The following is a 22,207-nucleotide window of genomic DNA, read 5'->3' as shown; positions in this document are numbered from 1 at the left end:
GGCGCACCGCGACGGGCCTCGTATGGGGCCCCGCCGGTACTTCTTCTTGCCCCGAATATCCCCGCTGGAGGCAAGAAAATCTAATCGAACCGCTGCGGGGCGAGCGCGGTCAGCAGGGTTTCGTCCACCGGCGCCGCGCCCGCGACCAGCCCCGCGGCGATGCGCGCCAGCGCCGGCGCCGTCTGCACCCCGTAGCCGCCCTGCCCGGCCAGCCACAGGAACCCGTCGACGCGCGAATCAAAGCCCACCACCGGGCTTGCGTCGGGCGCGAAGGTGCGCAGCCCGGCCCAGCTGCGCTCGACCCGCGTGACCGGGACCGTGACGGCGCATTCATAGCGGTGCAGCCCCTCGGCCAGCACCATGTCGTCGGGCCAGGCGTCATGCGGCTCCACCGGGTCGGCGTCGGCGGGGCTGACCATCAGCTTGCCCGCGTCGGGCTTGGCGTACCAGTTTTCCACCACGCCTCCGAACAGCGGCCAGGCGTCGATGTCGCGCTCCTCGGGCGCGGGCAGCAACGCCGCCGAGCGCCGCTTGGGCGTGAGCGTGATCGGCGCTGCCCCGGCCATCCCGGCCAGACGTCCCGCCCAGGCCCCGGCGGCGTTGACGATCAGCGGCGCGGCATGGTCTTCGCCCCCCGCCGTGACATGCCAGGCGCCGCCCTCGCGCCGCAGCGCGGTGACCGGCGCCCCGGTGACGATGCGCCCGCCGCGCGCCTTCAGCAGCCGCGTATAGCCCTGCAACAGCAGGTCCACGTCGATATTCTGCGCGTCACTCTCATACACCGCCGCCGCGATCGGGTCGGGGCGCAGGATCGGCACCAGGTCGCACGCCTCGGCCGCGCTCAGCCGTTCCAGCCCCTCCGCTCCGTCGGCATAATCCTCGAGCGCGTCGAGCTCGTCCTCGGCGGCCAGCAGCAATTCGCCGCGCGGCGACAGCAGCGGGCCGTCGGCGATCTCGCCGGGATCGTCAAAGACCGGCGCGGCCAGCGCGTTGAGCGCGCGCAGCGTGGCGTTGCCGTAATTGCGGATGAAGATCGCCGCCGAGCGTCCCGTCGAATGATAGCCCAGATGCGGCTCGGACTCGAGCAGGAGCACCTCGCGGTCCGCGGCGATTTCGGCCGCCGCGCTCGCCCCCGCGATGCCGCCGCCGATGACGATCACGTCCGCATTATGTCTAGTCATATTCCACCGAATCCTTCCAGCGCGCGCGTCAGGTTCGCGCCCAGCGTGTCCGACACATACCCGCCCTCCTGCACGAAGAGAGCCGGCAACCCGGTCTTCGCGAAAGCGGCGCCGATGCGCGCGAATCCGTCCTGCGTGACCGCGAACCCCTTGAACGGATCATCGACGGAGGCGTCAAGCCCCAGCGCCACGACGATCACCTCCGCGCCGAAGCCGTCGACCCGCTTGAGCGCGGTGTCGAGCGCGGCGAGGAACGCCGCGTCATCCGTGCCGCGCGGCAGCGCGAGGTTCAGGTTCGCGCCCAGCCCCGCGCCCTCCCCGCGTTCCTGCGCGTGGCCCCAGAAGAACGGGTAGAACCGCGCCGGGTCGGCGTGGATCGACACGGTAAGCACGTCGCCGCGCGCGTAGAAGATGCCCTGCGTGCCGTTGCCGTGATGCACGTCCACATCCACGATCGCGGCGCGCAGCCCCTTGCTGCGCAGGCGCTGCGCAGCGATGGCGCTGTTGTTGAGAAAGCAGAAGCCGCCGGCGAGGTCGGCAAACGCGTGATGCCCCGGCGGGCGCGACAGCGCGTAGGCGGAACTGCCCGAGGCGACGTGATCGGCCCCCGCGATGGCGCTCTGCGCGGACCAGTAGGCGGCCTCCCACGTGCCTTCGGCGATGGGACAGGCGGTGTCTGCTTGGTGCCAGCCGGCCTGCCCGACGGCGGATTTCGGATAGCCGTCGGTGCGGTTGGCGGGGTGGATGTTGGGGATCACCTCGTCGCCCGCGCCCTCGATCCGCCGCCAGCGGGTGTAGATGTTGCGCAGGAAGGTGAGATACTCGGCCGTATGGATCGCCGCGACAGGCCCCAGCCCGGCGTCCTTCGGCGTCTCGAAGACGCAGCCCGCCGCCTCGGCCCCGGCCTTCAGGATCTCGATCCGGCGCGGCTGTTCGGGGTTGGGCAGAAGCGCGCCGTTGGCCATGAAGTTCTGCGGATCATGCGCCCATTGCCGGTCGTCGAAATAGCCTTTCATCCGTTTGCCTCCAATGCCTTGCACTTCTCCGGGTCGAGCACCATCTCGGTGGCGCCCGAAGCGGGGCGGAACCCGAGCCGGTCATAGAAGGCGCGCGCGCCTTCGCTGCTGTGATAGACGGCGAGCTTGATCGCCTGCGCGCCCCAGGCGGCGCGGGCGTCGCGACAGACCGCGCCAAGCAGGCGGCGGCCCAGCCCCGAACCGCGCCGCGCGGGCGCCAGCCAGAGATCCGAGACAAAGACCATCGTCATCCCCCGCGAGGTCGACATCAACGGCGAATAGAGCGCCGCGCCCGCCACCTCGCCATCCGCGTCTTCGGCGAGGATCGCGCGAAAGACGGGATTCGCGCCCCAGCCGGCGCGCGCAAGGTCGTCATCCGTCGCGCGGTGCGGATCGTTCAGCGCGTCCGAAAGCTGCGCCAGCGCCGCGTTGAGGCGGGCGGCGTCCGCGCGCTCGGCGAGGCGGAAGCGCAGCTCGGTCATATCGCTGTCGCGTCCGCGCCCTTGAGGCCAAGCATCGCGCGCGCCTGCGCCGGGGTGGCGGGGGCGCGGCCCAGCGCGTCCAGCTCCGCACGGATTGCCTCGACCAGCCGCGCGTTGGAGTCCGCCAACTCTCCGCGCGCAATCATCAGGTTGTCCTCCAGCCCGACGCGCACATGCCCGCCCATCGCCGCGGCCTGCGCGGCCATCGGGATCTGGTGCCGCCCGGCGGCGAGCACGGAAAACATGTAGCCATCGCCGAAAAGCTTGTCCGCCATCAGCTTCATATGCGCGAGGTTGTCCGGGTCCGGCCCGATTCCGCCCAGCACACCGAAGACGAATTGAAGGAAGACGGGCCCCTGCACCAGCCCGCGATCCATGAAGTGACGCAACATGTGCAGGTGACTGACATCATAACACTCGAATTCGAACCGCGCGCCGCGCGCCTGCCCCAGATCGCTGAGGATGCGGGTAATGTCGCGCGGCGTGTTCTTGAACACGAGGTCATCCGAGTTCTCGAGAAACGGCTTTTCCCAGTCGAATTTCCATTTGTCGATCTTTCCGGCCATCGGGTAGAGCGCGAAATTCATGCTGCCCATGTTGAGGCTGCACATTTCCGGTTCCGCCTTGAGCGGCGCGGCGAGCCGCTGATCGAGGCTCATCACGGCGCTGCCGCCGGTGGTCATGTTGATGACGGCGTCCGTTTCCGCCTTGATCCGCGGCAGGAACCCGTCCCAATGCGCGGGGTCCGAGGACGGGCGGCCGTTTTCCGGGTCGCGCGCATGCAGATGCAGGATCGCCGCGCCGGCCTCGGCCGCCGCGACCGCCTCGTCCGCGATGTGATCGGCCGCGTAGGGCAGATGGGGCGACATCGACGGCGTGTGGATCGAGCCGGTGATCGCGCAGGTGATGATGACCGGATCGCTCATGCCACCCCCTGCGACGCCGGCAGTTCGGCGGTGTATTGGCGCAGCGACAAGTCCAGCATTTCGATGATTTCATCGAGATGCGTGTCGGTCACCGTGAGCGGCGGACAGACGAGGATGTGATCGCCCTCGACCCCGTCGCGGGTGCGCCGTGAATAGACGATGAGGCCGTTTTCATAGGCGATTTCGACAAAGCGCAGATGCGCGTTCCAGTCCTTCGGCAGCGGCGCCTTGGTCGCGCGGTCGGACATGAACTCGAACGCCAGCAGCAGCCCGTTGCCGCGCACGTCGCCGATGATCTCGTGGCGCTGCATCAGCGCGTTGAGCCGCGATTTCAGCTTCGCGCCCTTCTCGGCGGCGTTGTTGATGAGGTCCTGGCGGTCGAGTTCCTCGAGCACGGCGTGCCCGGCGGCGCAGGCCAGCGGGTTGCCCGCGTAGGTGAAGCCATGCGCGAAGCCGCCCGCGTCAAGCACCGGCGCGACAAGGTCGTCGCGCGCAACGATCCCGCCAAGCGGCGCGTATCCCGCGGCGAAGCCCTTGGAAAGCACGACGATATCCGGCGTCATGTCCCAATGATCGCCGCCGAGGAAGGCGCCGGTGCGCCCGGCGCCGGTCATCACCTCGTCCATGATAAGCAGCACGCCGTGGCGGTCGCAAATCTCGGCCACGCGTTCCATGTAGCCCGTGGGCGGGACCAGCGCGCCGGTCGAGGCGCCGCCGACCGGCTCCATCAGGAAGGCGAGCACGCTGTCGGCGCCCTCCTGCGCGATGCAGTCCTCCAGCATGTCGGCGTAATGCGCGCCGGTGGCCGGATCATCCGGGTCGCGCCCGTCGAGATAGGCGCGCGGCGCGGGGATCTTCGGCATCTCGCGCATCATCGGCGCGAAGGGCTCCGACAGCGCGGCGTAGCCGGTGACCGCCAGCGCGCCCAGCGTGCAGCCGTGATAGGACGGGCGGCGCGAGATCACCTTCCAGCGGCTGCCCTGCCCGGTGGCGACCGCGTGCTGGCGGGCCAGTTTCATGGCGCTTTCGACCGCCTCCGATCCGCCGGAGACGAAGAACACCTTATTGAGCCCTTCCGGCATCTTCTCGACCGTCTTGGCGGCGAGCCGTTCGGAGGCCTCGGTCTCGAAATGCAGGCGGTAGCCGAAGGTCGCCTTTTCCATCTGGCGGCGCATCGCCTCAAGCACGTTCTCGTTGGAGTGGCCGATATTGCAGACCATCGCGCCGGATGAGCCGTCGAGATAGCGCTTGCCGCCCTCGTCCCACATGTAGACGCCGCGGGCCTGCGCGAGCATCGGCTTGCGCTGCCGTCCCTGGTAGAAAAGGTGGCTCATGCCGGCGCCAGCGCAGAGCCGTCCTGCGGGCGGAATCCGACCGTGGCGGCGCTGCCTTTCTCGAAGGGGCGTTCGTCGATCATGTTGAGCGCCTGCAACTGCGCATCGCCCACGCGGACGAAATAGCGCACCGTCTGGCCCTGGTAGTCCACCGTCTCGATCGTGGCGGGGGCGGTGATCAGGCCCTCGGGCGCGGCGCCCTCCTCCATGACCTGCAATTTCTCGGCCCGAAGCACCAGCTTGGCCGGGCCGGCGCCGCTCAGCCGGACGGATTTCTCCGCGGGCAGCGTCACCTTGCCGAAGAGCGGCGTGTCGAGCTGCGCGCCCTCGGCGTTCTTGGCGCGGCATTCGGCGTCGATCACGTTGGAGGCGCCGAGGAAGTTGGCGACGAATTCGCTGGCCGGGTTGTTGTAGACCTCTTCGGGGGCGCCGACCTGCTCGACCCGGCCCGCGCTCATCACGACGATCTGGTCGGACATGGCCAGCGCCTCGGACTGGTCGTGGGTGACGAAGAGGGTGGTGACGCCGATCTGGTCCTGGATGCGTTTGAGCTCCACGCGCATGTCCTCGCGCAGGTTGGCGTCGAGCGCCGACAGCGGCTCATCCAGCAAAAGCACGTCGGGTTCGATCACGATGGCGCGGGCGAGCGCGATGCGCTGCTGCTGGCCGCCCGACAACTCCTTGGGGTAGCGGCTGCCGACGTCAGGCAGTTGCACGAGGTCGAGCGCATCCTGCACCTTGCCGGCGATCTGGTCCTTGGGCACGTCGCGGTATTTCAGGCCGAAGGCGATGTTGTCCGCCACCGTCTTGTGCGGGAAGAGGGCGTAGTTCTGGAACACGATCCCGAGGTTGCGCTTGTGGATCGGCACGTCGTTGACGCGCTTGCCGCCGATCAGGATCTCGCCCTCGGTCGGGTCGAGCAGCCCGGCGATCATCCGCAGGTTCGTCGTCTTGCCGCAACCCGACGGCCCCAGCAGGGTGACGAAGGCGCCCTCGGGAATTTCCAGGTCGGTCTGGTGGACGGCGGTGAAACTGCCGAACCGCTTGACGATATTTTTGAGGGTGACGGAGCTCATCGGCTGGGTATCCTGGTGGAGCGGTTGGCGAAAACCCCGCCCCGGAGCGTTCTCCGGGACGGGTCGGGAAGGCCCGGTTCAGTAGCCCTTCTGCACCCGGCCGAAGGTCTTGGACCAATCCGCCTCGTGGCCGTTCCAGTAGGCGGGATCGGCGAAGGTCAGATTGTCGAGCGTACCGGTCGGATCGAAAGCCGGAAGTTCCGGGATCTTGTCGCCCAGATCGACCTTCTGCGGGTCAAGCGCGGGCGGGTAGCTCTGGCCCTCGGCCACCGCGATCGAGGTCTCGGGCGACAGCATGAAGTTCAGCAGTTCCTCGCAGGCCTCCATCGGGCTGCCCTTGATGACGAACATGCATTCCTGCCAGCCATAGCCGTTCTTGGGATCCATGTAGCCGATGTCGTGGCCCTGCTCCTGAAGCGCATAGACGCGGCCCGACCAGGCCTCGGTGACGTAGATTTCCTCTTCCGCCAGCAGGCTCATCAGTTCGGCGCCCGAGGTCCAGTATTTCAGCGCCAGGTCGCGGTGCTGGCGCACGGCGTCCCAGATCGCGTCCATGTCCTGGATGTCGTTGGGATCCTGGCCGGTTTGCAGCGCCGCCATCCAGACGCGGGTGCGCCATTCGGCCCAGCCGCCGATCTTGCCCTTGTAGGCGTCGTCGATCAGCAGGTTGGCGCCCTTCTCCTTGGCCTCCTCGTCCGAGATATGCGCGCGGTTATAGGCGATGCCGGTGGTGCCGTAATCGTAGGGCACCGCCGAGAGCTTGCCGTCGGTATATTGCGCGAGCACGTCCACCAGCTTGGGGATCGCGAGTTCGAGGTTGGGGATGTTGTCCCGGTTCAACTCGCTCGCGTAGCCGAGATCGGCGTAGCGCGCGTAATCGAACACGCCCGAGAGGTGGGCGATGTTGAATTCGCCCGGCTGGCTCGCCTTCAGGCGGCTGAGGAATTCATCGGAGCCGCCGAAGGTGCCGTCGACCACCTTCATGCCGGTTTCCTTCTCGAACGGGTCGAAGGCGTATTTGCGCAGCGCCTCGGAGACGACGCCGCCCCAGCCGTCGAAACGCACCTCGGTCACTTCCTGCGCCAGCGCGCGGTAGGGCGTGACAAGGCCATAGGCCGCCCCCGCCGCGCCCAAGAGCCCGAGGAAGCGGCGCCGGCTGAGGTCGCCGTTCATGTAGCGTTCGCGCAGGCGTTCGTAGCGCGTGGTGTTGTCCATCTTGGTCATTGTCTGGTCTCTCCTTATTGGTTTCGTTGCAGGGTCCGGCGGCTCAGAGTCCGCTCTTCTTCGACATTTGCCGGGCGATCGCCGCCCCCACCAGGGGCAGCCCGACGGTCATGACGATCATCACCGTGCCCAGCGCGTTGATCTCGGGGCTGATGGAGTTGCGCAGCATCGCGAAGATCTGCGTCGGCACCGTCTCCACCCCGCCGGGTTTCCAGAACAGCGTTCCGGTGATGTCGTCAAAGCTGATGGTGAAGGCGAAGAGCGCCCCGGCCATCACCGCGGGCAGCATCAGGGGCAGCGTGACCTGGAAGAAGGTCTGCACCGGCGATGCGCCGAGGCTGAGCGCCGCCTCCTCGATGTCGCGGCGGATCGCGACGAGCCGCGCTTGCACCACGAGGATCACGAAGGGCAGCGTGAAGATCACGTGCCCGAAAAGCAGCAGCCCGAAGCTCTTGGGAACGCCGAGGAAATTGAGGAACAGCAACAGCGCGACCGCAAGCACCACCTCGGGCACGAGGATCGGCGCGATGAGGATCGTCGATATGGTGTTGGCGCCCGGCACCTTGTAGCGCACGAGCGCGAGGCTCGCCAGAACGCCCAGCGTGGTCGAGATGAGCGCGGTCAGCAGCCCCAGCACCAGCGAGGTGCGGAAGGCGCGCAAAATCGCCTCGTTGTTCCACAGCTCTCCGAACCAGCGGAACGAGAAACCCGTCATCGGGAAAGAGCCGAACTGCGATGCGTTGAAGCTGAGAAGCACCACGACGATGATCGGCAGGAACATGAAGAGATAGACCGCCATCGCGTAGCCGCGGATGAGGTGCCAGCCGAGCGAAGAGTCACGCGCCGCCATCAGCCCAGCCCCTTCATCAGTTGCGCCATCCCGAGATAGCGGTTGTAGACCATCACCAGCAGGCCCAGCACCACCAGCAGCATCAGCGACAGCGCGCTGCCCAATGGCCAGTTGAGCTGGGTGATGATCGCCTCGAAGACGAGGTTGGCGAACATCGCGTCGCTCGGCCCGCCCAGCACCAGCGGCGTGATGTAGGTTCCCGCGCCCAGCACGAAGCAAAGCAGCCCGCCCGCGGCGAGTCCCGGCAGCGACAGCGGCAGCGTCACCTGCAGGAACGCCTGCCAGCGCGTCGCGCCGAGCGAATTGGCCGCGTCCTCCAGCGTCTCGTCGATGCCGTCGAGGCTGACGAACACGTTGAGCACCATGAATGGCAGCAGGAAGTGGATGAGCCCGAGCACCACCGTCGCCTGGTTGTAGAGCATCTGAAGCGGCTCATCGATTATGCCGATCCACAGCAAAAAGGTGTTGAGCGCGCCCGACACGCCGAGGATGTTGATCCAGCTCATCGTGCGGATGATGTAGCTGATCCAGAAGGGCAGCATCAGCAGCAACAGCAGGATCGCCTTGTTCCCCTTGGAGCGGGCGATGAAATAGGCCGCCGGGTAGCCCATGACCGCGCAGAGGATCGTGGTGATCGCCGCGATCTTGAGCGTGTAGAGCAGGATGTCGCGGTAGAACCGATCGGTCAGCGCCTCCTGCCAGTTGTCGAGGAAGAACCCGACCTGGTCCGCGCCGGTCGCCGTGCGCAGCCAGAAGCTGTAGACCGCGATGAAGACCAGCGGAATGAACAGCAGCAGGGTGATCGCCGTCAGCGCGGGCGACAGCAATATCCACGGCTGGCGCCTTTCACGCGCTTCGACCGACATTCCAGTGATTCCCCCCGTTTCTCGCCGCAAGGATGGAACGGGGAATAATATTGCGCAAATAGATATTTAGAATTATGACTATCATCCATGTCTATACCTGCCGATCAGGATCATCGCTACAGCCCCCGCCGCATCGCGCGCGAACTGGACTGGAACCTCCTGCGCACCTTCGTGGTGCTGGCCGAGTCCCGCTCGATCACCGATGCGTCCGCACGGCTGCGGCTGAAACAGCCCTCGGTCTCGACCGCGCTCAAGCGGCTGGAGGACCGGATCGGACGCAAGCTGATCGACCGCCGCCCGGGGCATTACACGCTGACCGATGCGGGGCGCCTGCTCTACCGCGAGGCGCTCGATATCAACGGGTCGATCCTGCGGCTCTCAACGCTCCTGCGCGAGATGACGGACGACGTGCGCGGCCACGTCGTTCTGGCGGTGGCGAGCCACGTGGTCTGCCCGCTTTTCGACCGGGTCCTGGCCGCCTTCCACCGCGCGCATCCGCAGACCACGCTCACGATCAACGTGCTCTCGAGCGTGGAGGCGATCCGCGAGGTGCAGGCGAAACGCGCCTCGCTCGCGCTCTGCCTTGTCGGCGACCGCAACGCGCGTCTGGAATACCGCCGTCTGTACCGCGAATTCTTTGCCCTCTACTGCGGCCCCGGGCATCCGCTTTTCGGCCGCAAGGGGCTGACGCCCGCCGATCTCGAGGGGCTGGCCAGCGTCGGGTTCGAGACCGATCGCATCTCGGACGTGCTCAGCCCCGTCACCTTGATGCGCGCGCAGTCGAGCATGCGGGAACACATCGTCGGCACGTCCTCGAACCTCGAGGAAGTGCGCCGCATGATCTGCGCCGCCATCGGCGTAGGCGCGCTGCCGATGCATGTCGCGGCCCCCGATGTCGCCGCAGGGAGGCTCTGGCAGGTTCCGCCCTACGAGGATTTGCCGGCCATCGACGTGCATCTCGTCTGGAACCCGCACGCGGTGATGAACCGGGCCGAGCAGATCCTGGTCGACATGCTCAACGCCGAGATCGAGAGCACCCCGATCGAAGAGCGCACCTATCGCTGAAAACGCAGGCGCACAGGCTCCAACCCGTCGATCCGCCCCTCGAGCGCGGCGCCGGGGCCGACGGGGCCGACGCCCGCGGGCGTTCCGGTATAGATCAGGTCTCCGGGCGCGAGATGGTAGAAGCGCGACAGGTGCGCGACGATTTCGGGCGCGGACCAGATCATGTCGGCAAGCGTCGCCTCCTGCACCCGCGCCCCGTCCAGGTCGAGCGTGATCGCCTGCGCCCCCACCGCGCCGAAATCCGCCGCAGGCGTGATCGGGCCCATGACGGCGGCGTTCTCGAAATCCTTGCCGAGATCCCAGGGACGGCGCTTGTCCTTGGCCGCGGCCTGAAGGTCGCGCCGGGTGAGGTCGATGCCGCAGGCGAAGCCCCAGACCGCGTCCATCGCGTCCTCCTTCGCCACCTCGAAGGCATCGCCGCCGATGGCCATCACGAACTCCATCTCGTAGTGGCAGTCCGCGGTGCCCGGCGGATAGGCGATCTCGGCCCCCGAGAGGGCCAGCGCATGCGCGGACTTGGTGAAGTAGAACGGCGCCTCGCGGTCGACCTCGTTGCCCATTTCGGCGGCGTGGGCGGCGTAGTTGCGCCCGACGCAGAAGACGCGCCGCACCGGGAAGGCGGCGTCGCGTCCGGTGACGGGGATCATGGGCGGGGACGGCAGGTCAAAGAGCGGCTTGGCGGTCATGGGGGCCTCGTGGGTGATGATGCGCCTCCTTATGCGGCGGTCGCGCCCGCCTGTCAAAGCCCGCGCCCTTGGACCGCATCCCCGCCTGTGCCAAGAAGGCGGGAGTCGCAGGAGGCAGCATGTTCCGTCGCTACGCCGTCTACTACACCCCGCCCGAAAATGACGCGCTGGCGCGCTGGGGGGCGGCGTGGCTCGGCTGGGACATCGCGCGGGGCCGGGAGGTTGCGCATCCGGAAATCAACGGGCTGCCCGCGCCGGCGGCGGACCTCACCGCCACGCCGCGCCGTTACGGCCTGCACGCCACGATGCGCCCGCCCTTCGCGCTCGCCCCCGGTCAGCGCCCCGACGAGGTCGAAACCGCCTTTGCCGCGCTTTGCGCGGAACATGCCCCGGTCGAACTGGCCGGGCTGGAACTGGCCGCGCTGGGGCGGTTCGTCGCGCTTGTTCCCACCGGACCGACGCCGGCGCTCGACGCGCTGGCTGCGGAGGCGGTGCGCCGGCTCGACATGTTTCGCGCCCGGCTGAGCGACGCGGAGTTGAGCCGCCGCCGACAGGCCGTGCGCAGCGAGCGGCAGGCGGCCAACCTCATGCGCTGGGGCTATCCGCACGTGCTGGAGGCGTTCCGCTTTCACCTCACGCTGAGCGACAAGCTACCTCGCGCGCAGACCGCGGCGCTGCACGGCGCGCTCGCCCCGCATGTGGCGCCACTGCTGCCCGCCCCGATGACGATCGACGCGCTCAGCCTCGTGGGCGAGGATGCCGCGGGCCGGTTTCGCCTGATCCTGCGCACGGCCCTCACAGGATAGACCGCGCTTTCAATGTTCCCGAAATACTCGAATCCGGCGCGTGCCGCCCGCGCGCCGGAGCGTCCCTTGCGCCCCGTCCGGCCACGTTCTAGATCACGCGCATGACGCTTGCGAAAACCCAACGGTTGACTCGGGACGCCTGGATCGGGACCGGCCTTGCGGCGCTGGCTTCGGACGGCCCCGAAGCCCTGCGCGCCGAGCCGCTGGCGCGACGTCTGGGTGCAACCAAGGGGTCGTTCTACTGGCATTTCGACGACCTTCCGGCCTATCACGCGGCGCTGATCGAGACATGGGAACAAGCCGAGACGGCGCGGATCACCGAAACGCTCGCCGCGGAAGAAACCGACCCGAGCCGGTTGCGCCGCCTTGCGCAGATCATTGCCGAAGACCCCGCCCGCGACGGCGCGGCGGTGGAGCCGGCGATGCGCGCCTGGGCGCTGGGTCACGCGGGGGCGCAGGCGGCGGTGGCGCGGCTTGACGCGGCGCGGCTCGACCGGCTGGGCGCGCTGTTGCGCAGCGTCGGGGTCGGCAATCCGGAAATGGCGCGGATCATCCATGCCGCCGGGCTTGGCATGGCGGCGCTCGCGCCCGACGCGCGAGGCGACGCGCCAGGTGCGATCGGATCGCTGGTCGATCTCATCCTGGCGCTGCGCTGATGCGGCGCGCGCTGCTGCTCGCGGCCTCGCTCGGGCTGACCGGCTGCCAGGGCGACCAGACGGTGACCGGGCACGGCGGCGCCGGCGCATGGGAGCTGACGCTGATCGCGGGCGCCGCGCCGCCCGCGTCGCTGACGATGCGCCTGCTCGACGATGGCGCGGTCGAGATCAGCGGCCCCTGCAACACCATGCGCGCGCGCCAGACCGCGCCTTACCCGTGGTTCCACCTGACGGACGCGGTGCAGACCGAACGGGCCTGCGCCGCGCTCGAGCAGGAAGAACGGCTGTTCGACGCCCTCGCCGCGGCGTCGCTGGTCGAGGTCGCGGGCGACGTGCTGATCATCACCACCTCGTCGGGCAAGGAAATGGTGCTCGAGGCCCGCCGCCCCTGAGCGGGATCGCGCAGGCCGGGTCAGCGCGCCGCGTGGCTCCGCGCGGCCCGCGCCGCGAAACGATCGACGAAGCGCTGGCGCGCTTCCGGCAGGGGCCGGTCGCCGAGTTCGGGCGCCAGGTGGGTGTGCAGGAAATGCCCGGTAGTGCGCAAACCGTCGACGATTTCCGCATCCGGCGCGCCGCCCTGCCCCATGAGACAGGGCGGCAGCGGCAACAGGCGATCCGCCCATTCCCCGGCGCCCGCGCGCGACACCGCCCGCCCCGAACGCGGCGACACATAGCTCAGGTCGTTCGCCGCCGGCCCCATCACCGCGCAACCGCTGAGGTCGAGGCCAAAGCCCAGCTCCTCGAGCAGCGCCAGTTCCCATTGCAGGTAGGCCAGCGGCCAGACCTCGCCCTGGCCCAGCAGGTCGAGCAGCGCCTCGGTGCGCCGGTAGAGCGTCGGGTGAGCCTCGCGCTCGGGCAGCCCGAAGAGCAGCAGCGCCGTCACCGCGTTGAGACCCGCCAGCGCCAGGCGATCCCCCAGCGAGGCCGCCGCGCGGGAGCGGACGGGTTCGACCGTGAAGGCGCCGAGATGCTCCTCGAGCCGCGCGCGCCAGGCAAGGTCGAGCTGCGCGCCCGGTTGCAGCACCGGGGCCAGCCGCCGCGACGCCCCCCCGCGCACCACGCCCGCGTGCCTGCCGTGCGCGGGCGTCAGCACCTCGATGATCGCCGCGCTTTCGCCGTGTCCGCGCGCCGACAGCAGAATGCCCTGATCGCGCCACTCCATGATCGCTCCGCCTGTTTTCCGCTCGGGTCCAGTATCGCATCGCGGGACGGCGGATGCCAAGCGCGTTAAGCCGCCTGAAACAGTGGATAAACGTCGCGACTTGTGTTTGACTTGCCGCGATACATCGACCTCGGGGGATCTCCATGAAACGTCTTGCCGCCCTTTTCGCCGCCTGCGCCAGCCTTGCCGCGCCCGCCGCCTTCGCGGAGGAGGATGTGATGATCGTCTTCGACGGCTCCAACTCCATGTGGGGCCAGATCGACGGCGCCGCCAAGATCGAGATCGCGCGGGGCGTGATGAAGAATTTGCTGGGAGACTGGACCGCCGAGCGCAAGGTCGGCCTGATGGCCTATGGGCACCGCCGCCGCGGCGACTGCGCGGATATCGAGACGCTGATCGCCCCCGCCGCCGGCACCGCCGCCGACATCCAGGCCCGCATCGACAAGATCACCCCCACCGGCAAGACTCCCCTGACCGATGCGGTCGAGATGGCCGCAAAGCAAATGGCCTATACCGACCGACCGGCGACCGTGGTGCTGATCTCGGACGGGCTGGAAAGCTGTGAACGCGATCCTTGCGCGCTGGCTGGCGAACTCGCCAAAAGCGGCGTGGGGTTCACCGCGCATGTGGTCGGCTTCGGCCTCGGCACGTCCGAGGACACCGCATCGCTTGCCTGTATCGCCGAGGAAACCGGCGGCAAGTTCATCGAGGCCGGCAACGCCAGCGAACTGGGCGAGGCGCTGAGCACGCTGGGCGACACGGTGGCCGAGGCCCCTGCCCCCGAGCCCGCCGCCGAACCCGAGCCCGAGCCGGAACCGCAGGCGCCGCAGATCGCCGTCACAGCGCCGGCCACCGCGTTGGCGGGGTCGGATTTCAAGGTCGCATGGGACCGCGCGCCCCATCCGCGGGACTACATCACCATCGTCCCCGCAGGCGCGGACGAGGGCGTTTATACGCATTACATCCGCGTGAAGGACGATTCCGAAGGCATGCTGCGCGCGCTCGGCGACGCCGGGCTCTACGAAGTGCGCTACGTGCAGCAGGAAACGAAGAAGACGCTGGGCAGCAGCGCGATCGAGCTGCTCGAACCCGAGGTCACGGTGAGCGGGCCGGAGAGCGCGTTGACAGGCAGTGTCGTCGGCGTGTCCTGGAGCGGGAACGTGAACGCGCGCGACTTCGTCACCATCGTGCCGATGGGGGCGGATGAGGGCGCCTCGGCCGATTACATCCGCGTGAAGGACGACTCCGAAGGCAAGCTGCAGATGCCCGCGGAAACGGGAATGTATGAGCTGCGCTACGTCCTCGATGAGGGCCGGCGGACGCTGGCTAGCCAACCCATCGAGATCACCGCGCCAGAGGTCACGGTGAGCGGGCCGGAGAGCGCGTTGACAGGCAGTGTCGTGAGCGTTTCATGGAGCGGAAACGTGAACGGGCGCGACTTCGTCACCATCGTCCCGATGGGGGCGGATGAAGGCGCCTCGGCCGATTACATCCGTGTGAAGGACGAGTCCGAAGGCAAGCTGCAGATGCCGGCGGAGACGGGAATGTACGAACTGCGCTACGTGCTCGACAAGGGCCGGCGGACGCTGGCCAGCCAGCCCATCGAGATCACCGCGCCCGAGGTCACCGTGAGCGGGCCGGAGAGCGCGTTGACAGGCAGTGTCGTGAGCGTTTCATGGAGCGGAAACGTGAACGGGCGCGACTTTGTCACCATCGTGCCGATGGGGGCCGATGAGGGCGCCTCGGCCGACTATATCCGCGTGAAGGACGACTCCGAAGGCAAGCTGCAGATGCCCGCGGAAACGGGAATGTATGAGCTGCGCTACGTGCTCGACAAGGGGCGGCGGACGCTGGCCAGCCAACCCATCGAGATCACCGCGCCCGAGGTCACGGTGAGCGGCCCGGAGAGCGCGTTGACAGGCAGTGTCGTCGGCGTGTCCTGGAGCGGAATCGTGAATGGCCGCGACTTTGTCACCATCGTGCCGATGGGGGCCGATGAGGGCGCCTCGGCCGACTATATCCGCGTGAAGGACGACTCCGAAGGCAAGCTGCAGATGCCCGCGGAAACGGGAATGTATGAGCTGCGCTACGTGCTCGACAAGGGGCGGCGGACGCTGGCCAGCCAACCCATCGAGATCACCGCGCCCGAGGTCACCGTGAGCGGGCCGACCGAGATCCGCGCCGGCGACCGGCTGCGCTTTTCCTGGACGGGAGCGGTCAACCCGCGCGACTTCGTCCGCATCGCGCCGATGGGGAGCGACGACAGTGTGAGCGGCGATTACGCCCGCGTCGGCGACGCAAGCGAGGCGGAACTGACCGCGCCCAAGCAGACCGGCGTTTACGAGCTGCGCTACACGCTCGACAAGGGGCGCCGGGTGCTGGCGCGGCACCGCTTCGAAGTGCTGGCCGCGGACGCCGCGCTCACCACCGGGGCGGAGCTGAGCGCGCCGGACGCCGCCGCGCCGGGCAGCACCATCGAGGTGGGCTGGACCGTCGAGAGCGAAAGCGCGGACCAGCGCATCACGCTGGCGCGCGGCGACCAGGCGATATTCACCTGGATCACCGCGATCAGGATCGAGGGCGAACCGCCGGTACGGATGCCGCTGCCCGAAGAGCCGGGCAGCTATGAGCTGCGCTTCCTCGATCTCAGCGGGCAGGAGGTTCTGGCGCGCAAGGTGATCGTGGTGGAGTGACGCAAGGCGCGCCCCCACAAGTCCGAAGGCTACCCCGAGGCGGGCGCATCCGCACTGCGACCGCGTCGCCGGCGTGCGGGGTGCGCAGGGCGCGACATGGCGGATCGCGAGGCGGGACGGGTGGGGGCCAATTCTCTTTTGCAAAGAGAATTGGGAAGACTTTTGGAATAAAAGTCTTGGGCCTCAGTCGCCGAGGCCGGGAGCGTCAAGCAGGTGGCGGCCCGCGCGGTCCTCGACCTCGATCACCCAGAGGTCGGGATCGAAACCGCGCTGGCGGGCGATGGCGGCGTCGACCTCTGCCTCGGGACCGGAGGTGAGCTCACTCCAGCGCCGCGCGCCGGTCATGAGGTCGAACCCGCGCTGGTAGGCGACGGCGTTTCCATCCAGCGTCGAGAGCTTGACCAGCACCGCGCCGGCGGTGTCGTCGCCATGCGCGACGACGAAAGCGGGGATATCGGCGAGGCGCAGCCGCGCGAGATAGGCGTGTACCCAGAAATTCGCCGTGAGCCGCGTCATCGCAAGCCGGGGATCCGAGTATTTTCGGAACATTGAAAGACGTGCATGCGCATCAATTCCCGTCCCTGAAGTCGAGACCCATCTCGGTGTAGCGTTCGGCCTCGTCGAGCCAGTTGGGGCGCACCTTCACCTGCAGGAAGAGGTGGACGCGCCGCCCCAGGAATTCCTCGAGCTCCTCGCGGGCGGCCTTGGAGACGGCCTTGGCGGTCTCGCCGCCCTTGCCCAGCACGATGCCCTTGTGGCCGTCGCGCATGACATAGACGATCTGATCGATCCGGGCCGAGCCGTCCTTGCGCTCTTCCCAGTTCTCGGTCTCGACGGTGAGCTGGTAGGGCAGTTCCTGATGCAGCCGCAGGGTGAGTTTTTCGCGGGTGATCTCGGCGGCGATCATTCGCATGGGCAGATCGGCGATCTGGTCCTCGGGGTAGAGCCACGGCCCCTCGGGCAGCGTTTGGGCGAGCCATGCGCGCAGGGCGTCGACGCCGTGGCCCTTCTCGGCGGAGATCATGAAGGTTTCGACAAAGGGAAAACGATCGTTGAGTTCCTTGGTGAGGGCGAGGAGCGCCTCGGATTTCACGCGGTCGATCTTGTTGATGGCGAGCGCGACGGGGCGGCCGCGGGCGACCTCGCCCAGACCGTCGAGGATGCGCTTTACGCCCTCGGTCGCGCCGCGATGCGCCTCCACCAGCAGAACGACCACGTCGGCGTCCGCCGCCCCGCCCCAGGCGGCGGCGACCATCGCGCGGTCAAGCCGGCGGCGCGGCTGGAAGAGACCCGGCGTGTCGACGAAGACAAGCTGCGCGTCGCCTTCGATCGCGACGCCGCGGATGCGCGCGCGGGTGGTCTGGACCTTGTGAGTGACAATGCTCACCTTGGCGCCCACCATGCGGTTGAGCAGGGTGGACTTGCCCGCGTTGGGCTCTCCGATCAGGGCAATGAAACCGGCGCGGGTGGTCATGGGCGGATCCTCGGGGTTGCGGAGGTCAGCCCTAGCGCATGGCGCGCCGCTTTGCCAGAGGCGTCAGGCGTCCGGCATGCCCTCGACGCGGGCCAGAAGCGCGGTCGCGGCGGCCTGCTGGGCGTGGCGCTTGGAGCCGGCGCTGGCGCTTTGGGACATGCCGTTGGCGAGCGTTGCGGTGATGGTGAAAACCGGCGCGTGGTCCGGGCCGCTGCGGGCGGTTTCGGCGTAGTCGGGCGGCGGCAGGCCACGGGCCTGCGCCCATTCCTGGAGCGCGGTCTTGGCGTCGCGCGCGTCCGCCTCGACCGCGCCAATGCGCGCGCCCCAGAGGGTCAGCACGATCCGACGGGCGGCCTCGAACCCGGCGTCGGTATAGACGGCGGCGATCACGGCCTCCATCGCATCGCCAAGAAGCGCCTGCTTGCGCCGCCCGCCCGATAGCATCTCGGAGCGACCGAGCTTGAGCACCGCGCCGAGATCGATCTCGCGCGCGACGTCGGCGCAGGTTTCCTTGCGCACCAGCGCGTTGAAACGCGGGGCGAGCTGGCCTTCGGCAGCGTCGGGATCCTCGGCGAGCAGCGCCTCGGCCATCACGAGGCCGAGCACCCGGTCGCCGAGGAATTCGAGCCGCTGGTTGTCGCCGCGCGCGGGCGTGGACATCGACGCATGCGTGACCGCCTGCACCAGGAGCGCGGGCCGCGCGAAGTCATGCCCGAGCCGGCGCGAGAACGCCGCCAGTTCGCGCGACAGCTTCACTCGAGCGCCTTGAAGAAGCGATCCCCCCGCCACGTCCAGAAATAGAGCATCGAGTGGCCCGCCGAGGAGAAGATCACGCGGTTCGCGCGCCCGATCAGGTTCTCGAAAGGCACGAAGCCGACGCCGCCCACCGTCTGCGGAAAGCGCGAATCGGTGGAGTTGTCGCGGTTGTCGCCCATGAAGAAGTAATGCCCTTCGGGGACGGTGAAGACATTGGTGTGGTCCGAACGCTGATCGGTGATGTTGAGGATGTGGTGCGAGCGTCCGTTCGGCAGCGTCTCGACCTGGCGGGATTTCCTGCAGATCGCGCCTTCGCCGACGACGCCGTTCTCGCAGCGCGGGCGCGAGCGCATGGGTCCCTGGGCCTCGTAGACCTCCTCGAACACGCCCGCGGGTTCGAGCTCGACCGGTTCGCCGTTGATGCTGAGCACGCCGTCCTTGACCTGCACCTTGTCGCCGGGCAGGCCGATCAGGCGCTTGATGAAATCGGTGCCCTGCACGGGGTGGCGAAAGACGACGATATCGCCGCGCTCGGGTTCGCTGCCGAAAAGACGGGTGTTGTCGCCGTCGAGGAATCCGCAGATGTCCTTGGCGTCGATGTCCAGACCGATCGCGCCGATCTTGATCGACGGGCAGGAGGCGTAGGAATAACCGTAGGCCATCTTGTTCACGAAGAGGAAATCGCCGATCAGCAGCGTGTCCTTCATGGAGCCGGAGGGAATCCAGAACGGCTGAAAGAACAGCGTGCGGAAGATGCCGGCGATCAACAGGGCGTAGACGACGGTCTTGATCGTCTCGACGATGGGATTGCTCTTCTTGGCGTCGCTTGCCATCGGGGGTCTCCGCCTCGGGTCAGGTCGCGTGCTTCATGGGCGCGCGGCGGGCGGGTGTCAAGGCGCGGTCTCGGGCGCGCGGGGACGCGCCTCGATCACGACGAAGGCCTGCGCCCAGGGGTGATCGTCGGTGAGCGTGACGTGGATGATCGCGTCATGCCCCGGCGGGGTCATCGCCGCCAGCCGGTCGGCGGCCCAGCCGGTCACGTGCATCACCGGCTGGCCGGTGGCGAGGTTGCTCACCGCCATGTCCTTCCAGGCGATGCCCATCCGCAGCCCTGTCCCCAACGCCTTGGAGCACGCCTCCTTCGCGGCCCAGCGCTTGGCGTAGGTGCCGGGCGTGTCGGCGCGACGTTCGGCCTTGGCCTGCTCGGTTTCGGTGAAGACGCGGTTTCGGAAACGATCGCCGAAGCGGTCGAGCGTGGCTGCGATACGGTCGATATTGGCCAAATCCGTGCCGATGCCGAGTATCATGGCGACGCCGTCCCCGTCATTGCGTCGAGCCGGCGGTCGATTGCTCGGGGGTGAAGCGGGTGGAGCGGAGCATCGGGTCAGACCTTGTGCGACGTGGTGAGGATCATCAGCCCCGCCGCGCCGAAGAGCAACGCGAAGGCGCCCTCGAAACCGCGGCGCAGGCGCAGGTAGCCGCGCGCGATGCGCGGCGTCGAGAAGAGCAGCCCGTAGCCGAAGAAGATCGCGCCCGACACGGCCAGCAGCAGGGCGAACAGCTTCCACACCGCAAGCGGCGCTGCCGCGGGCGGTAGCGCGATGGCGTAGACCGCGCCCCAGGCCAGCACCGCCTTGGGGTTGGTGACGTGGATGAGCGCGCCCCTGAGCCACAGCCGCCGCAGCCCCGGCGCGGTGTGAACCGGCGCCGCACTGGGCGGGTGAACGGCGCGGCGCAGCGCCTTGAACGCCAGCCACAGCAGGTAGGCCGCGCCGGCCAGGCGGATCGCCTCGAACGCCCAGGCGTGCGCCATCATGACCGCGCTCATCCCCGCGCCGGCGGCGATCCCCCAGAAGGCGGAACCGGCAAAGACGCCCGCGGCGATGGCGAACCCCGCGAGGCGGCCCTCGGCCATCGCGGCGCTGGAGATCGCCAGCGTCGCCGGGCCGGGGCTGCCGGCGGCCACGGCCCAGGCGATCAGCAGAAGGATCAATTCGTGACCGCTCATCCCCCGCCCCCGCGCTCCTGCCGGGCGAGTTCGGTCGAGACGCCCAGCCCGAAGAAGAACCGGTTGCAGATGAGATACGCGCCCGCGTAGAGGCCGAGCAGGATCGCGAATTGTCGCGAGCCGAACGGCGCGATCGCGAGCTTGCCGAATTCCGGCAGCAGCCCGCCGGCGCCATAAGCCAGCGCGAGGTTGAGCGCGGTCGCGACCCCGGTGGCGATCCAGGCGAAATTCCAGAACTGCCCGCGGTCGGGGCGGGCCCGCGCGACCCTGGCGCCGCGCTGCCCCTCGACCAGCGCGGCGATCATCGCGGGCACGATCAGTTGCGCCGCCGACGAGCCCAGGCCGGACACGCGCCCTTCGAGCAGGCGCACCGCCAGCCCCGCGCCGATGGCGACGGCGACGAACACGAGGGCGTAGCGCGCGTAGATCATCCCTGCGACCCGCGCCGCGCCGCGTCCATGCGGGCGCGCATCTCGGCGATGGCCGGCTCAAGGCCGCGAAAGATCGCCTCGCCGATGAGGAAATGGCCGATGTTGAGTTCGCGCACCTCCGGGAAGGCGGCGACGGGGGCGACGGTGTCATAGGTCAGCCCATGGCCGGCATGCACCTCGAGCCCGAGCGAATGGGCGTGAGCGGACATGTCGCGCAGGGAGCGCAGTTCGGCATCGCGGTCCTCGATGCGCCCCTCGGCATGGGCGTCGCAATAGGCGCCGGTGTGCAGCTCGATCACCTCGGCGCCGATGCGCTGCGCCGCCTCGACCTGGGCCGCGTCGGCGGCGATGAAGATCGACACGCGGCTGCCAGCCTCGCGCAGCGGCGTGATGAACCGGGCGAGGCGGTCCTCCTCGCGCATGATGTCGAGCCCGCCCTCGGTGGTGCGCTCCTCGCGCTTTTCGGGGACGATGCAGACGGCGTGAGGCTTGTGGCGCAGGGCTATGGCCTGCATCTCGTCGGTGGCGGCCATCTCGAAGTTGAGCGGCACGCTCAGCGCCTCCATCAGCCGGTCGATATCGGCGTCCGAGATGTGGCGGCGATCCTCGCGCAGATGCGCGGTGATGCCGTCGGCGCCCGCCTCCTCGGCCAGCCTGGCGGCGCGCACCGGATCGGGCGTATCGCCGCCGCGCGCGTTGCGCACGGTCGCGACATGGTCGATGTTGACGCCGAGGCGCAGTTCGGGGCTGTCCATCATCTCAGGGCTCCGCAAGTTGATCCGAGTCGGGCCAACCCTAGGATACCGCCCCGCGACGCGCAAAGGCCAAACGGCGCTCGGCGGGTCGTCAGCCGTCCGCGCCGGTGTCCTCGTTGCGCAGTTCGGCCTTCTTCTTCAGTTCGTCCCACTTCTTGCGCAGCCGCACCCGGCGCCGGTTCTGGTAGACGATCAGCAGCGGCAGGCTGAAGTAGTAGCAGGCCAGACCGGCGATCACGCCGGGGATGAGCCCGCCGATCATGTAGGGAAAGAACACGTCGTCGTAGAAGACGTGCAGCTTGCTCCAGTGCGCGTCGCCGCCGGTGAAGAGCGCGAGGAGGTTGTCGTGGAAATCTTCGCCCGCGTCGACGAATTTCCCGCCCAGCGAGCGATGCGATTCCTCGGGCAGCGCCCCGCCGCGCCCGAGCAGGAAATGCCCGGTCTGGAGCGAGATCGTCGCGATCGCGAGAAAGGTCAGCGGGTTGCCGAAGAACGTGGCCAGCAGCGCGGCGATGATGTTGCCGCGCAAAATCCACGCCAGCACCGCGGCGCCGAAGAAATGCAGCCCGAAGAACGGCGTGAAGGAGACGAAGACCCCGGCGAAGATGCCGCGCGCGATGCGGTGCGGCGGGTCGGGCAGCCGGCGCAACCGGTGCTTGACGTAGAGCGCGGCGCGCGTCCAGCCGCCGCGGGGCCAGAAGAAATCGGCGATGGCTTTCCAAACGGGTCGCTTGTCTCGACGTTTGAAGACCACCTTGTC

The 22,207-nt window shown here is 68.5% G+C and carries 25 protein-coding genes; 5 read left to right on the top strand and 20 right to left on the bottom strand.

What is annotated here, in order from left to right; translation table 11 throughout:
• Positions 1 to 80: 80 nt before the first annotated feature.
• The 9 genes from D6850_RS07410 to D6850_RS07370 all read right to left on the bottom strand — a co-directional run bounded on the left by D6850_RS07410 (position 81) and on the right by D6850_RS07370 (position 8,955).
• Entirely contained in the window at positions 81 to 1,181 is a 1,101-nt protein-coding gene (locus tag D6850_RS07410) for an NAD(P)/FAD-dependent oxidoreductase (RefSeq protein WP_121165445.1), read from the bottom strand.
• Positions 1,178 to 2,197 (bottom strand): histone deacetylase family protein, encoded by a 1,020-nt coding sequence (locus tag D6850_RS07405; RefSeq protein ID WP_121165443.1) that lies wholly within the window; start codon positions 2,195 to 2,197, stop codon positions 1,178 to 1,180. The genes D6850_RS07410 and D6850_RS07405 overlap by 4 nt, the downstream gene beginning before the upstream one ends.
• Positions 2,194 to 2,679 carry a GNAT family N-acetyltransferase gene (locus tag D6850_RS07400; protein WP_121165441.1) on the bottom strand — a complete coding sequence of 162 codons (486 nt, stop codon included), beginning with the start codon at positions 2,677 to 2,679 and terminating at the stop codon, positions 2,194 to 2,196. The genes D6850_RS07405 and D6850_RS07400 overlap by 4 nt, the downstream gene beginning before the upstream one ends.
• On the bottom strand, positions 2,676 to 3,605 hold the full coding sequence (kce, locus tag D6850_RS07395) for a 3,5-dioxohexanoate:acetyl-CoA acetone transferase (protein ID WP_121165439.1): 930 nt from the start codon (positions 3,603 to 3,605) through the stop codon (positions 2,676 to 2,678). Before kce ends, D6850_RS07400 begins: the two co-directional genes overlap by 4 nt.
• The gene (locus D6850_RS07390; protein ID WP_121165437.1) at positions 3,602 to 4,939 is read right to left on the bottom strand and encodes an aminotransferase family protein; all 1,338 of its coding nucleotides are present in this window, start codon (positions 4,937 to 4,939) and stop codon (positions 3,602 to 3,604) included. The genes kce and D6850_RS07390 overlap by 4 nt, the downstream gene beginning before the upstream one ends.
• Entirely contained in the window at positions 4,936 to 6,015 is a 1,080-nt protein-coding gene (locus D6850_RS07385; protein WP_121165435.1) for an ABC transporter ATP-binding protein, read from the bottom strand. Before D6850_RS07385 ends, D6850_RS07390 begins: the two co-directional genes overlap by 4 nt.
• 78 nt (positions 6,016 to 6,093) lie before the next feature.
• Positions 6,094 to 7,239, bottom strand: coding sequence for an extracellular solute-binding protein (locus D6850_RS07380; protein WP_245964127.1), 1,146 nt, complete (start codon positions 7,237 to 7,239; stop codon positions 6,094 to 6,096).
• A gap of 43 nt (positions 7,240 to 7,282) precedes the next feature.
• Complete coding sequence (locus tag D6850_RS07375) at positions 7,283 to 8,089, bottom strand: ABC transporter permease (RefSeq protein ID WP_121165433.1); 807 nt, start codon at positions 8,087 to 8,089, stop codon at positions 7,283 to 7,285.
• Entirely contained in the window at positions 8,089 to 8,955 is an 867-nt protein-coding gene (locus tag D6850_RS07370) for an ABC transporter permease (protein WP_121165431.1), read from the bottom strand. The genes D6850_RS07375 and D6850_RS07370 overlap by 1 nt, the downstream gene beginning before the upstream one ends.
• Positions 8,956 to 9,042: 87 nt before the next feature.
• On the opposite strand from D6850_RS07370, the gene D6850_RS07365 reads away from it, so the two are divergent.
• Positions 9,043 to 10,020, top strand: coding sequence for a LysR family transcriptional regulator (locus D6850_RS07365; RefSeq protein WP_121165429.1), 978 nt, complete (start codon positions 9,043 to 9,045; stop codon positions 10,018 to 10,020).
• Here the strand turns inward: D6850_RS07365 and D6850_RS07360 are convergent.
• The gene (locus D6850_RS07360; protein WP_121165427.1) at positions 10,011 to 10,706 is read right to left on the bottom strand and encodes a fumarylacetoacetate hydrolase family protein; all 696 of its coding nucleotides are present in this window, start codon (positions 10,704 to 10,706) and stop codon (positions 10,011 to 10,013) included. The two genes, D6850_RS07365 and D6850_RS07360, sit on opposite strands and share 10 nt — an antisense overlap.
• 119 nt (positions 10,707 to 10,825) lie before the next feature.
• On the opposite strand from D6850_RS07360, the gene D6850_RS07355 reads away from it, so the two are divergent.
• From D6850_RS07355 to D6850_RS07345, 3 genes are all read left to right on the top strand, one after another.
• Complete coding sequence (locus D6850_RS07355; protein ID WP_121165425.1) at positions 10,826 to 11,512, top strand: DUF1045 domain-containing protein; 687 nt, start codon at positions 10,826 to 10,828, stop codon at positions 11,510 to 11,512.
• Positions 11,513 to 11,613: 101 nt separating this feature from the next.
• Positions 11,614 to 12,168, top strand: a complete 555-nt coding sequence (locus D6850_RS07350; protein ID WP_121165423.1) for a TetR/AcrR family transcriptional regulator — start codon at positions 11,614 to 11,616, stop codon at positions 12,166 to 12,168.
• Positions 12,168 to 12,560: an META domain-containing protein gene (locus D6850_RS07345; RefSeq protein WP_121165420.1), complete on the top strand. Its 393-nt coding sequence runs from the start codon at positions 12,168 to 12,170 to the stop codon at positions 12,558 to 12,560. The genes D6850_RS07350 and D6850_RS07345 overlap by 1 nt, the downstream gene beginning before the upstream one ends.
• Before the next feature lie 20 nt (positions 12,561 to 12,580).
• On the opposite strand, the gene recO is transcribed toward D6850_RS07345, so the two are convergent.
• The gene (recO, locus tag D6850_RS07340) at positions 12,581 to 13,330 is read right to left on the bottom strand and encodes a DNA repair protein RecO (protein WP_121165418.1); all 750 of its coding nucleotides are present in this window, start codon (positions 13,328 to 13,330) and stop codon (positions 12,581 to 12,583) included.
• Positions 13,331 to 13,473: 143 nt separating this feature from the next.
• Here recO and D6850_RS07335 point away from each other — a divergent pair, with 143 nt between their 5' ends.
• Positions 13,474 to 16,023, top strand: a complete 2,550-nt coding sequence (locus D6850_RS07335; RefSeq protein ID WP_121165416.1) for a VWA domain-containing protein — start codon at positions 13,474 to 13,476, stop codon at positions 16,021 to 16,023.
• A 183-nt stretch (positions 16,024 to 16,206) separates the two neighbouring features.
• Here the strand turns inward: D6850_RS07335 and D6850_RS07330 are convergent, their stop codons facing one another.
• The 9 genes from D6850_RS07330 to D6850_RS07290 form a co-directional block, all read right to left on the bottom strand.
• Positions 16,207 to 16,539: a DUF1491 family protein gene (locus D6850_RS07330; protein ID WP_121165414.1), complete on the bottom strand. Its 333-nt coding sequence runs from the start codon at positions 16,537 to 16,539 to the stop codon at positions 16,207 to 16,209.
• A gap of 52 nt (positions 16,540 to 16,591) precedes the next feature.
• Positions 16,592 to 17,497: a GTPase Era gene (gene era, locus D6850_RS07325; RefSeq protein WP_121165412.1), complete on the bottom strand. Its 906-nt coding sequence runs from the start codon at positions 17,495 to 17,497 to the stop codon at positions 16,592 to 16,594.
• A 63-nt stretch (positions 17,498 to 17,560) separates the two neighbouring features.
• Positions 17,561 to 18,253 carry a ribonuclease III gene (rnc, locus tag D6850_RS07320; RefSeq protein WP_121165410.1) on the bottom strand — a complete coding sequence of 231 codons (693 nt, stop codon included), beginning with the start codon at positions 18,251 to 18,253 and terminating at the stop codon, positions 17,561 to 17,563.
• Complete coding sequence (gene lepB, locus D6850_RS07315; RefSeq protein WP_121165408.1) at positions 18,250 to 19,086, bottom strand: signal peptidase I; 837 nt, start codon at positions 19,084 to 19,086, stop codon at positions 18,250 to 18,252. Before lepB ends, rnc begins: the two co-directional genes overlap by 4 nt.
• A gap of 57 nt (positions 19,087 to 19,143) precedes the next feature.
• On the bottom strand, positions 19,144 to 19,560 hold the full coding sequence (acpS, locus tag D6850_RS07310; protein WP_121165406.1) for a holo-ACP synthase: 417 nt from the start codon (positions 19,558 to 19,560) through the stop codon (positions 19,144 to 19,146).
• A gap of 77 nt (positions 19,561 to 19,637) precedes the next feature.
• The gene (locus D6850_RS07305) at positions 19,638 to 20,261 is read right to left on the bottom strand and encodes a LysE family translocator (protein WP_121165404.1); all 624 of its coding nucleotides are present in this window, start codon (positions 20,259 to 20,261) and stop codon (positions 19,638 to 19,640) included.
• Complete coding sequence (locus D6850_RS07300) at positions 20,258 to 20,692, bottom strand: ABZJ_00895 family protein (protein ID WP_121165402.1); 435 nt, start codon at positions 20,690 to 20,692, stop codon at positions 20,258 to 20,260. Before D6850_RS07300 ends, D6850_RS07305 begins: the two co-directional genes overlap by 4 nt.
• A complete protein-coding gene (locus D6850_RS07295) occupies positions 20,689 to 21,447 on the bottom strand; it encodes a pyridoxine 5'-phosphate synthase (RefSeq protein WP_425452379.1) in 759 nt (252 codons plus the stop codon). Before D6850_RS07295 ends, D6850_RS07300 begins: the two co-directional genes overlap by 4 nt.
• A gap of 91 nt (positions 21,448 to 21,538) precedes the next feature.
• On the bottom strand, positions 21,539 to 22,201 hold the full coding sequence (locus D6850_RS07290) for a DUF2062 domain-containing protein (RefSeq protein ID WP_121165398.1): 663 nt from the start codon (positions 22,199 to 22,201) through the stop codon (positions 21,539 to 21,541).
• Positions 22,202 to 22,207: the final 6 nt, after the last annotated feature.

Origin of the sequence: Roseovarius spongiae, from assembly GCF_003651245.1 — a bacterium.
Lineage (GTDB): Bacteria > Pseudomonadota > Alphaproteobacteria > Rhodobacterales > Rhodobacteraceae > Roseovarius > Roseovarius spongiae.
This window is presented reverse-complemented; position numbering and strand designations above follow the sequence as displayed.

Coding starts and splice junctions, on each gene's coding strand:
- D6850_RS07410 (WP_121165445.1), bottom strand. CDS start 1,181: ATGACTAGACATAATGCGGACGTGATCGTCATCGGCGGCGGCATCGCG.
- D6850_RS07405 (WP_121165443.1), bottom strand. CDS start 2,197: ATGAAAGGCTATTTCGACGACCGGCAATGGGCGCATGATCCGCAGAAC.
- D6850_RS07400 (WP_121165441.1), bottom strand. CDS start 2,679: ATGACCGAGCTGCGCTTCCGCCTCGCCGAGCGCGCGGACGCCGCCCGC.
- kce (WP_121165439.1), bottom strand. CDS start 3,605: ATGAGCGATCCGGTCATCATCACCTGCGCGATCACCGGCTCGATCCAC.
- D6850_RS07390 (WP_121165437.1), bottom strand. CDS start 4,939: ATGAGCCACCTTTTCTACCAGGGACGGCAGCGCAAGCCGATGCTCGCG.
- D6850_RS07385 (WP_121165435.1), bottom strand. CDS start 6,015: ATGAGCTCCGTCACCCTCAAAAATATCGTCAAGCGGTTCGGCAGTTTC.
- D6850_RS07380 (WP_245964127.1), bottom strand. CDS start 7,239: ATGACCAAGATGGACAACACCACGCGCTACGAACGCCTGCGCGAACGC.
- D6850_RS07375 (WP_121165433.1), bottom strand. CDS start 8,089: ATGGCGGCGCGTGACTCTTCGCTCGGCTGGCACCTCATCCGCGGCTAC.
- D6850_RS07370 (WP_121165431.1), bottom strand. CDS start 8,955: ATGTCGGTCGAAGCGCGTGAAAGGCGCCAGCCGTGGATATTGCTGTCG.
- D6850_RS07365 (WP_121165429.1), top strand. CDS start 9,043: ATGTCTATACCTGCCGATCAGGATCATCGCTACAGCCCCCGCCGCATC.
- D6850_RS07360 (WP_121165427.1), bottom strand. CDS start 10,706: ATGACCGCCAAGCCGCTCTTTGACCTGCCGTCCCCGCCCATGATCCCC.
- D6850_RS07355 (WP_121165425.1), top strand. CDS start 10,826: ATGTTCCGTCGCTACGCCGTCTACTACACCCCGCCCGAAAATGACGCG.
- D6850_RS07350 (WP_121165423.1), top strand. CDS start 11,614: ATGACGCTTGCGAAAACCCAACGGTTGACTCGGGACGCCTGGATCGGG.
- D6850_RS07345 (WP_121165420.1), top strand. CDS start 12,168: ATGCGGCGCGCGCTGCTGCTCGCGGCCTCGCTCGGGCTGACCGGCTGC.
- recO (WP_121165418.1), bottom strand. CDS start 13,330: ATGGAGTGGCGCGATCAGGGCATTCTGCTGTCGGCGCGCGGACACGGC.
- D6850_RS07335 (WP_121165416.1), top strand. CDS start 13,474: ATGAAACGTCTTGCCGCCCTTTTCGCCGCCTGCGCCAGCCTTGCCGCG.
- D6850_RS07330 (WP_121165414.1), bottom strand. CDS start 16,539: ATGACGCGGCTCACGGCGAATTTCTGGGTACACGCCTATCTCGCGCGG.
- era (WP_121165412.1), bottom strand. CDS start 17,497: ATGACCACCCGCGCCGGTTTCATTGCCCTGATCGGAGAGCCCAACGCG.
- lepB (WP_121165408.1), bottom strand. CDS start 19,086: ATGGCAAGCGACGCCAAGAAGAGCAATCCCATCGTCGAGACGATCAAG.
- acpS (WP_121165406.1), bottom strand. CDS start 19,560: ATGATACTCGGCATCGGCACGGATTTGGCCAATATCGACCGTATCGCA.
- D6850_RS07305 (WP_121165404.1), bottom strand. CDS start 20,261: ATGAGCGGTCACGAATTGATCCTTCTGCTGATCGCCTGGGCCGTGGCC.
- D6850_RS07300 (WP_121165402.1), bottom strand. CDS start 20,692: ATGATCTACGCGCGCTACGCCCTCGTGTTCGTCGCCGTCGCCATCGGC.
- D6850_RS07295 (WP_425452379.1), bottom strand. CDS start 21,447: ATGGACAGCCCCGAACTGCGCCTCGGCGTCAACATCGACCATGTCGCG.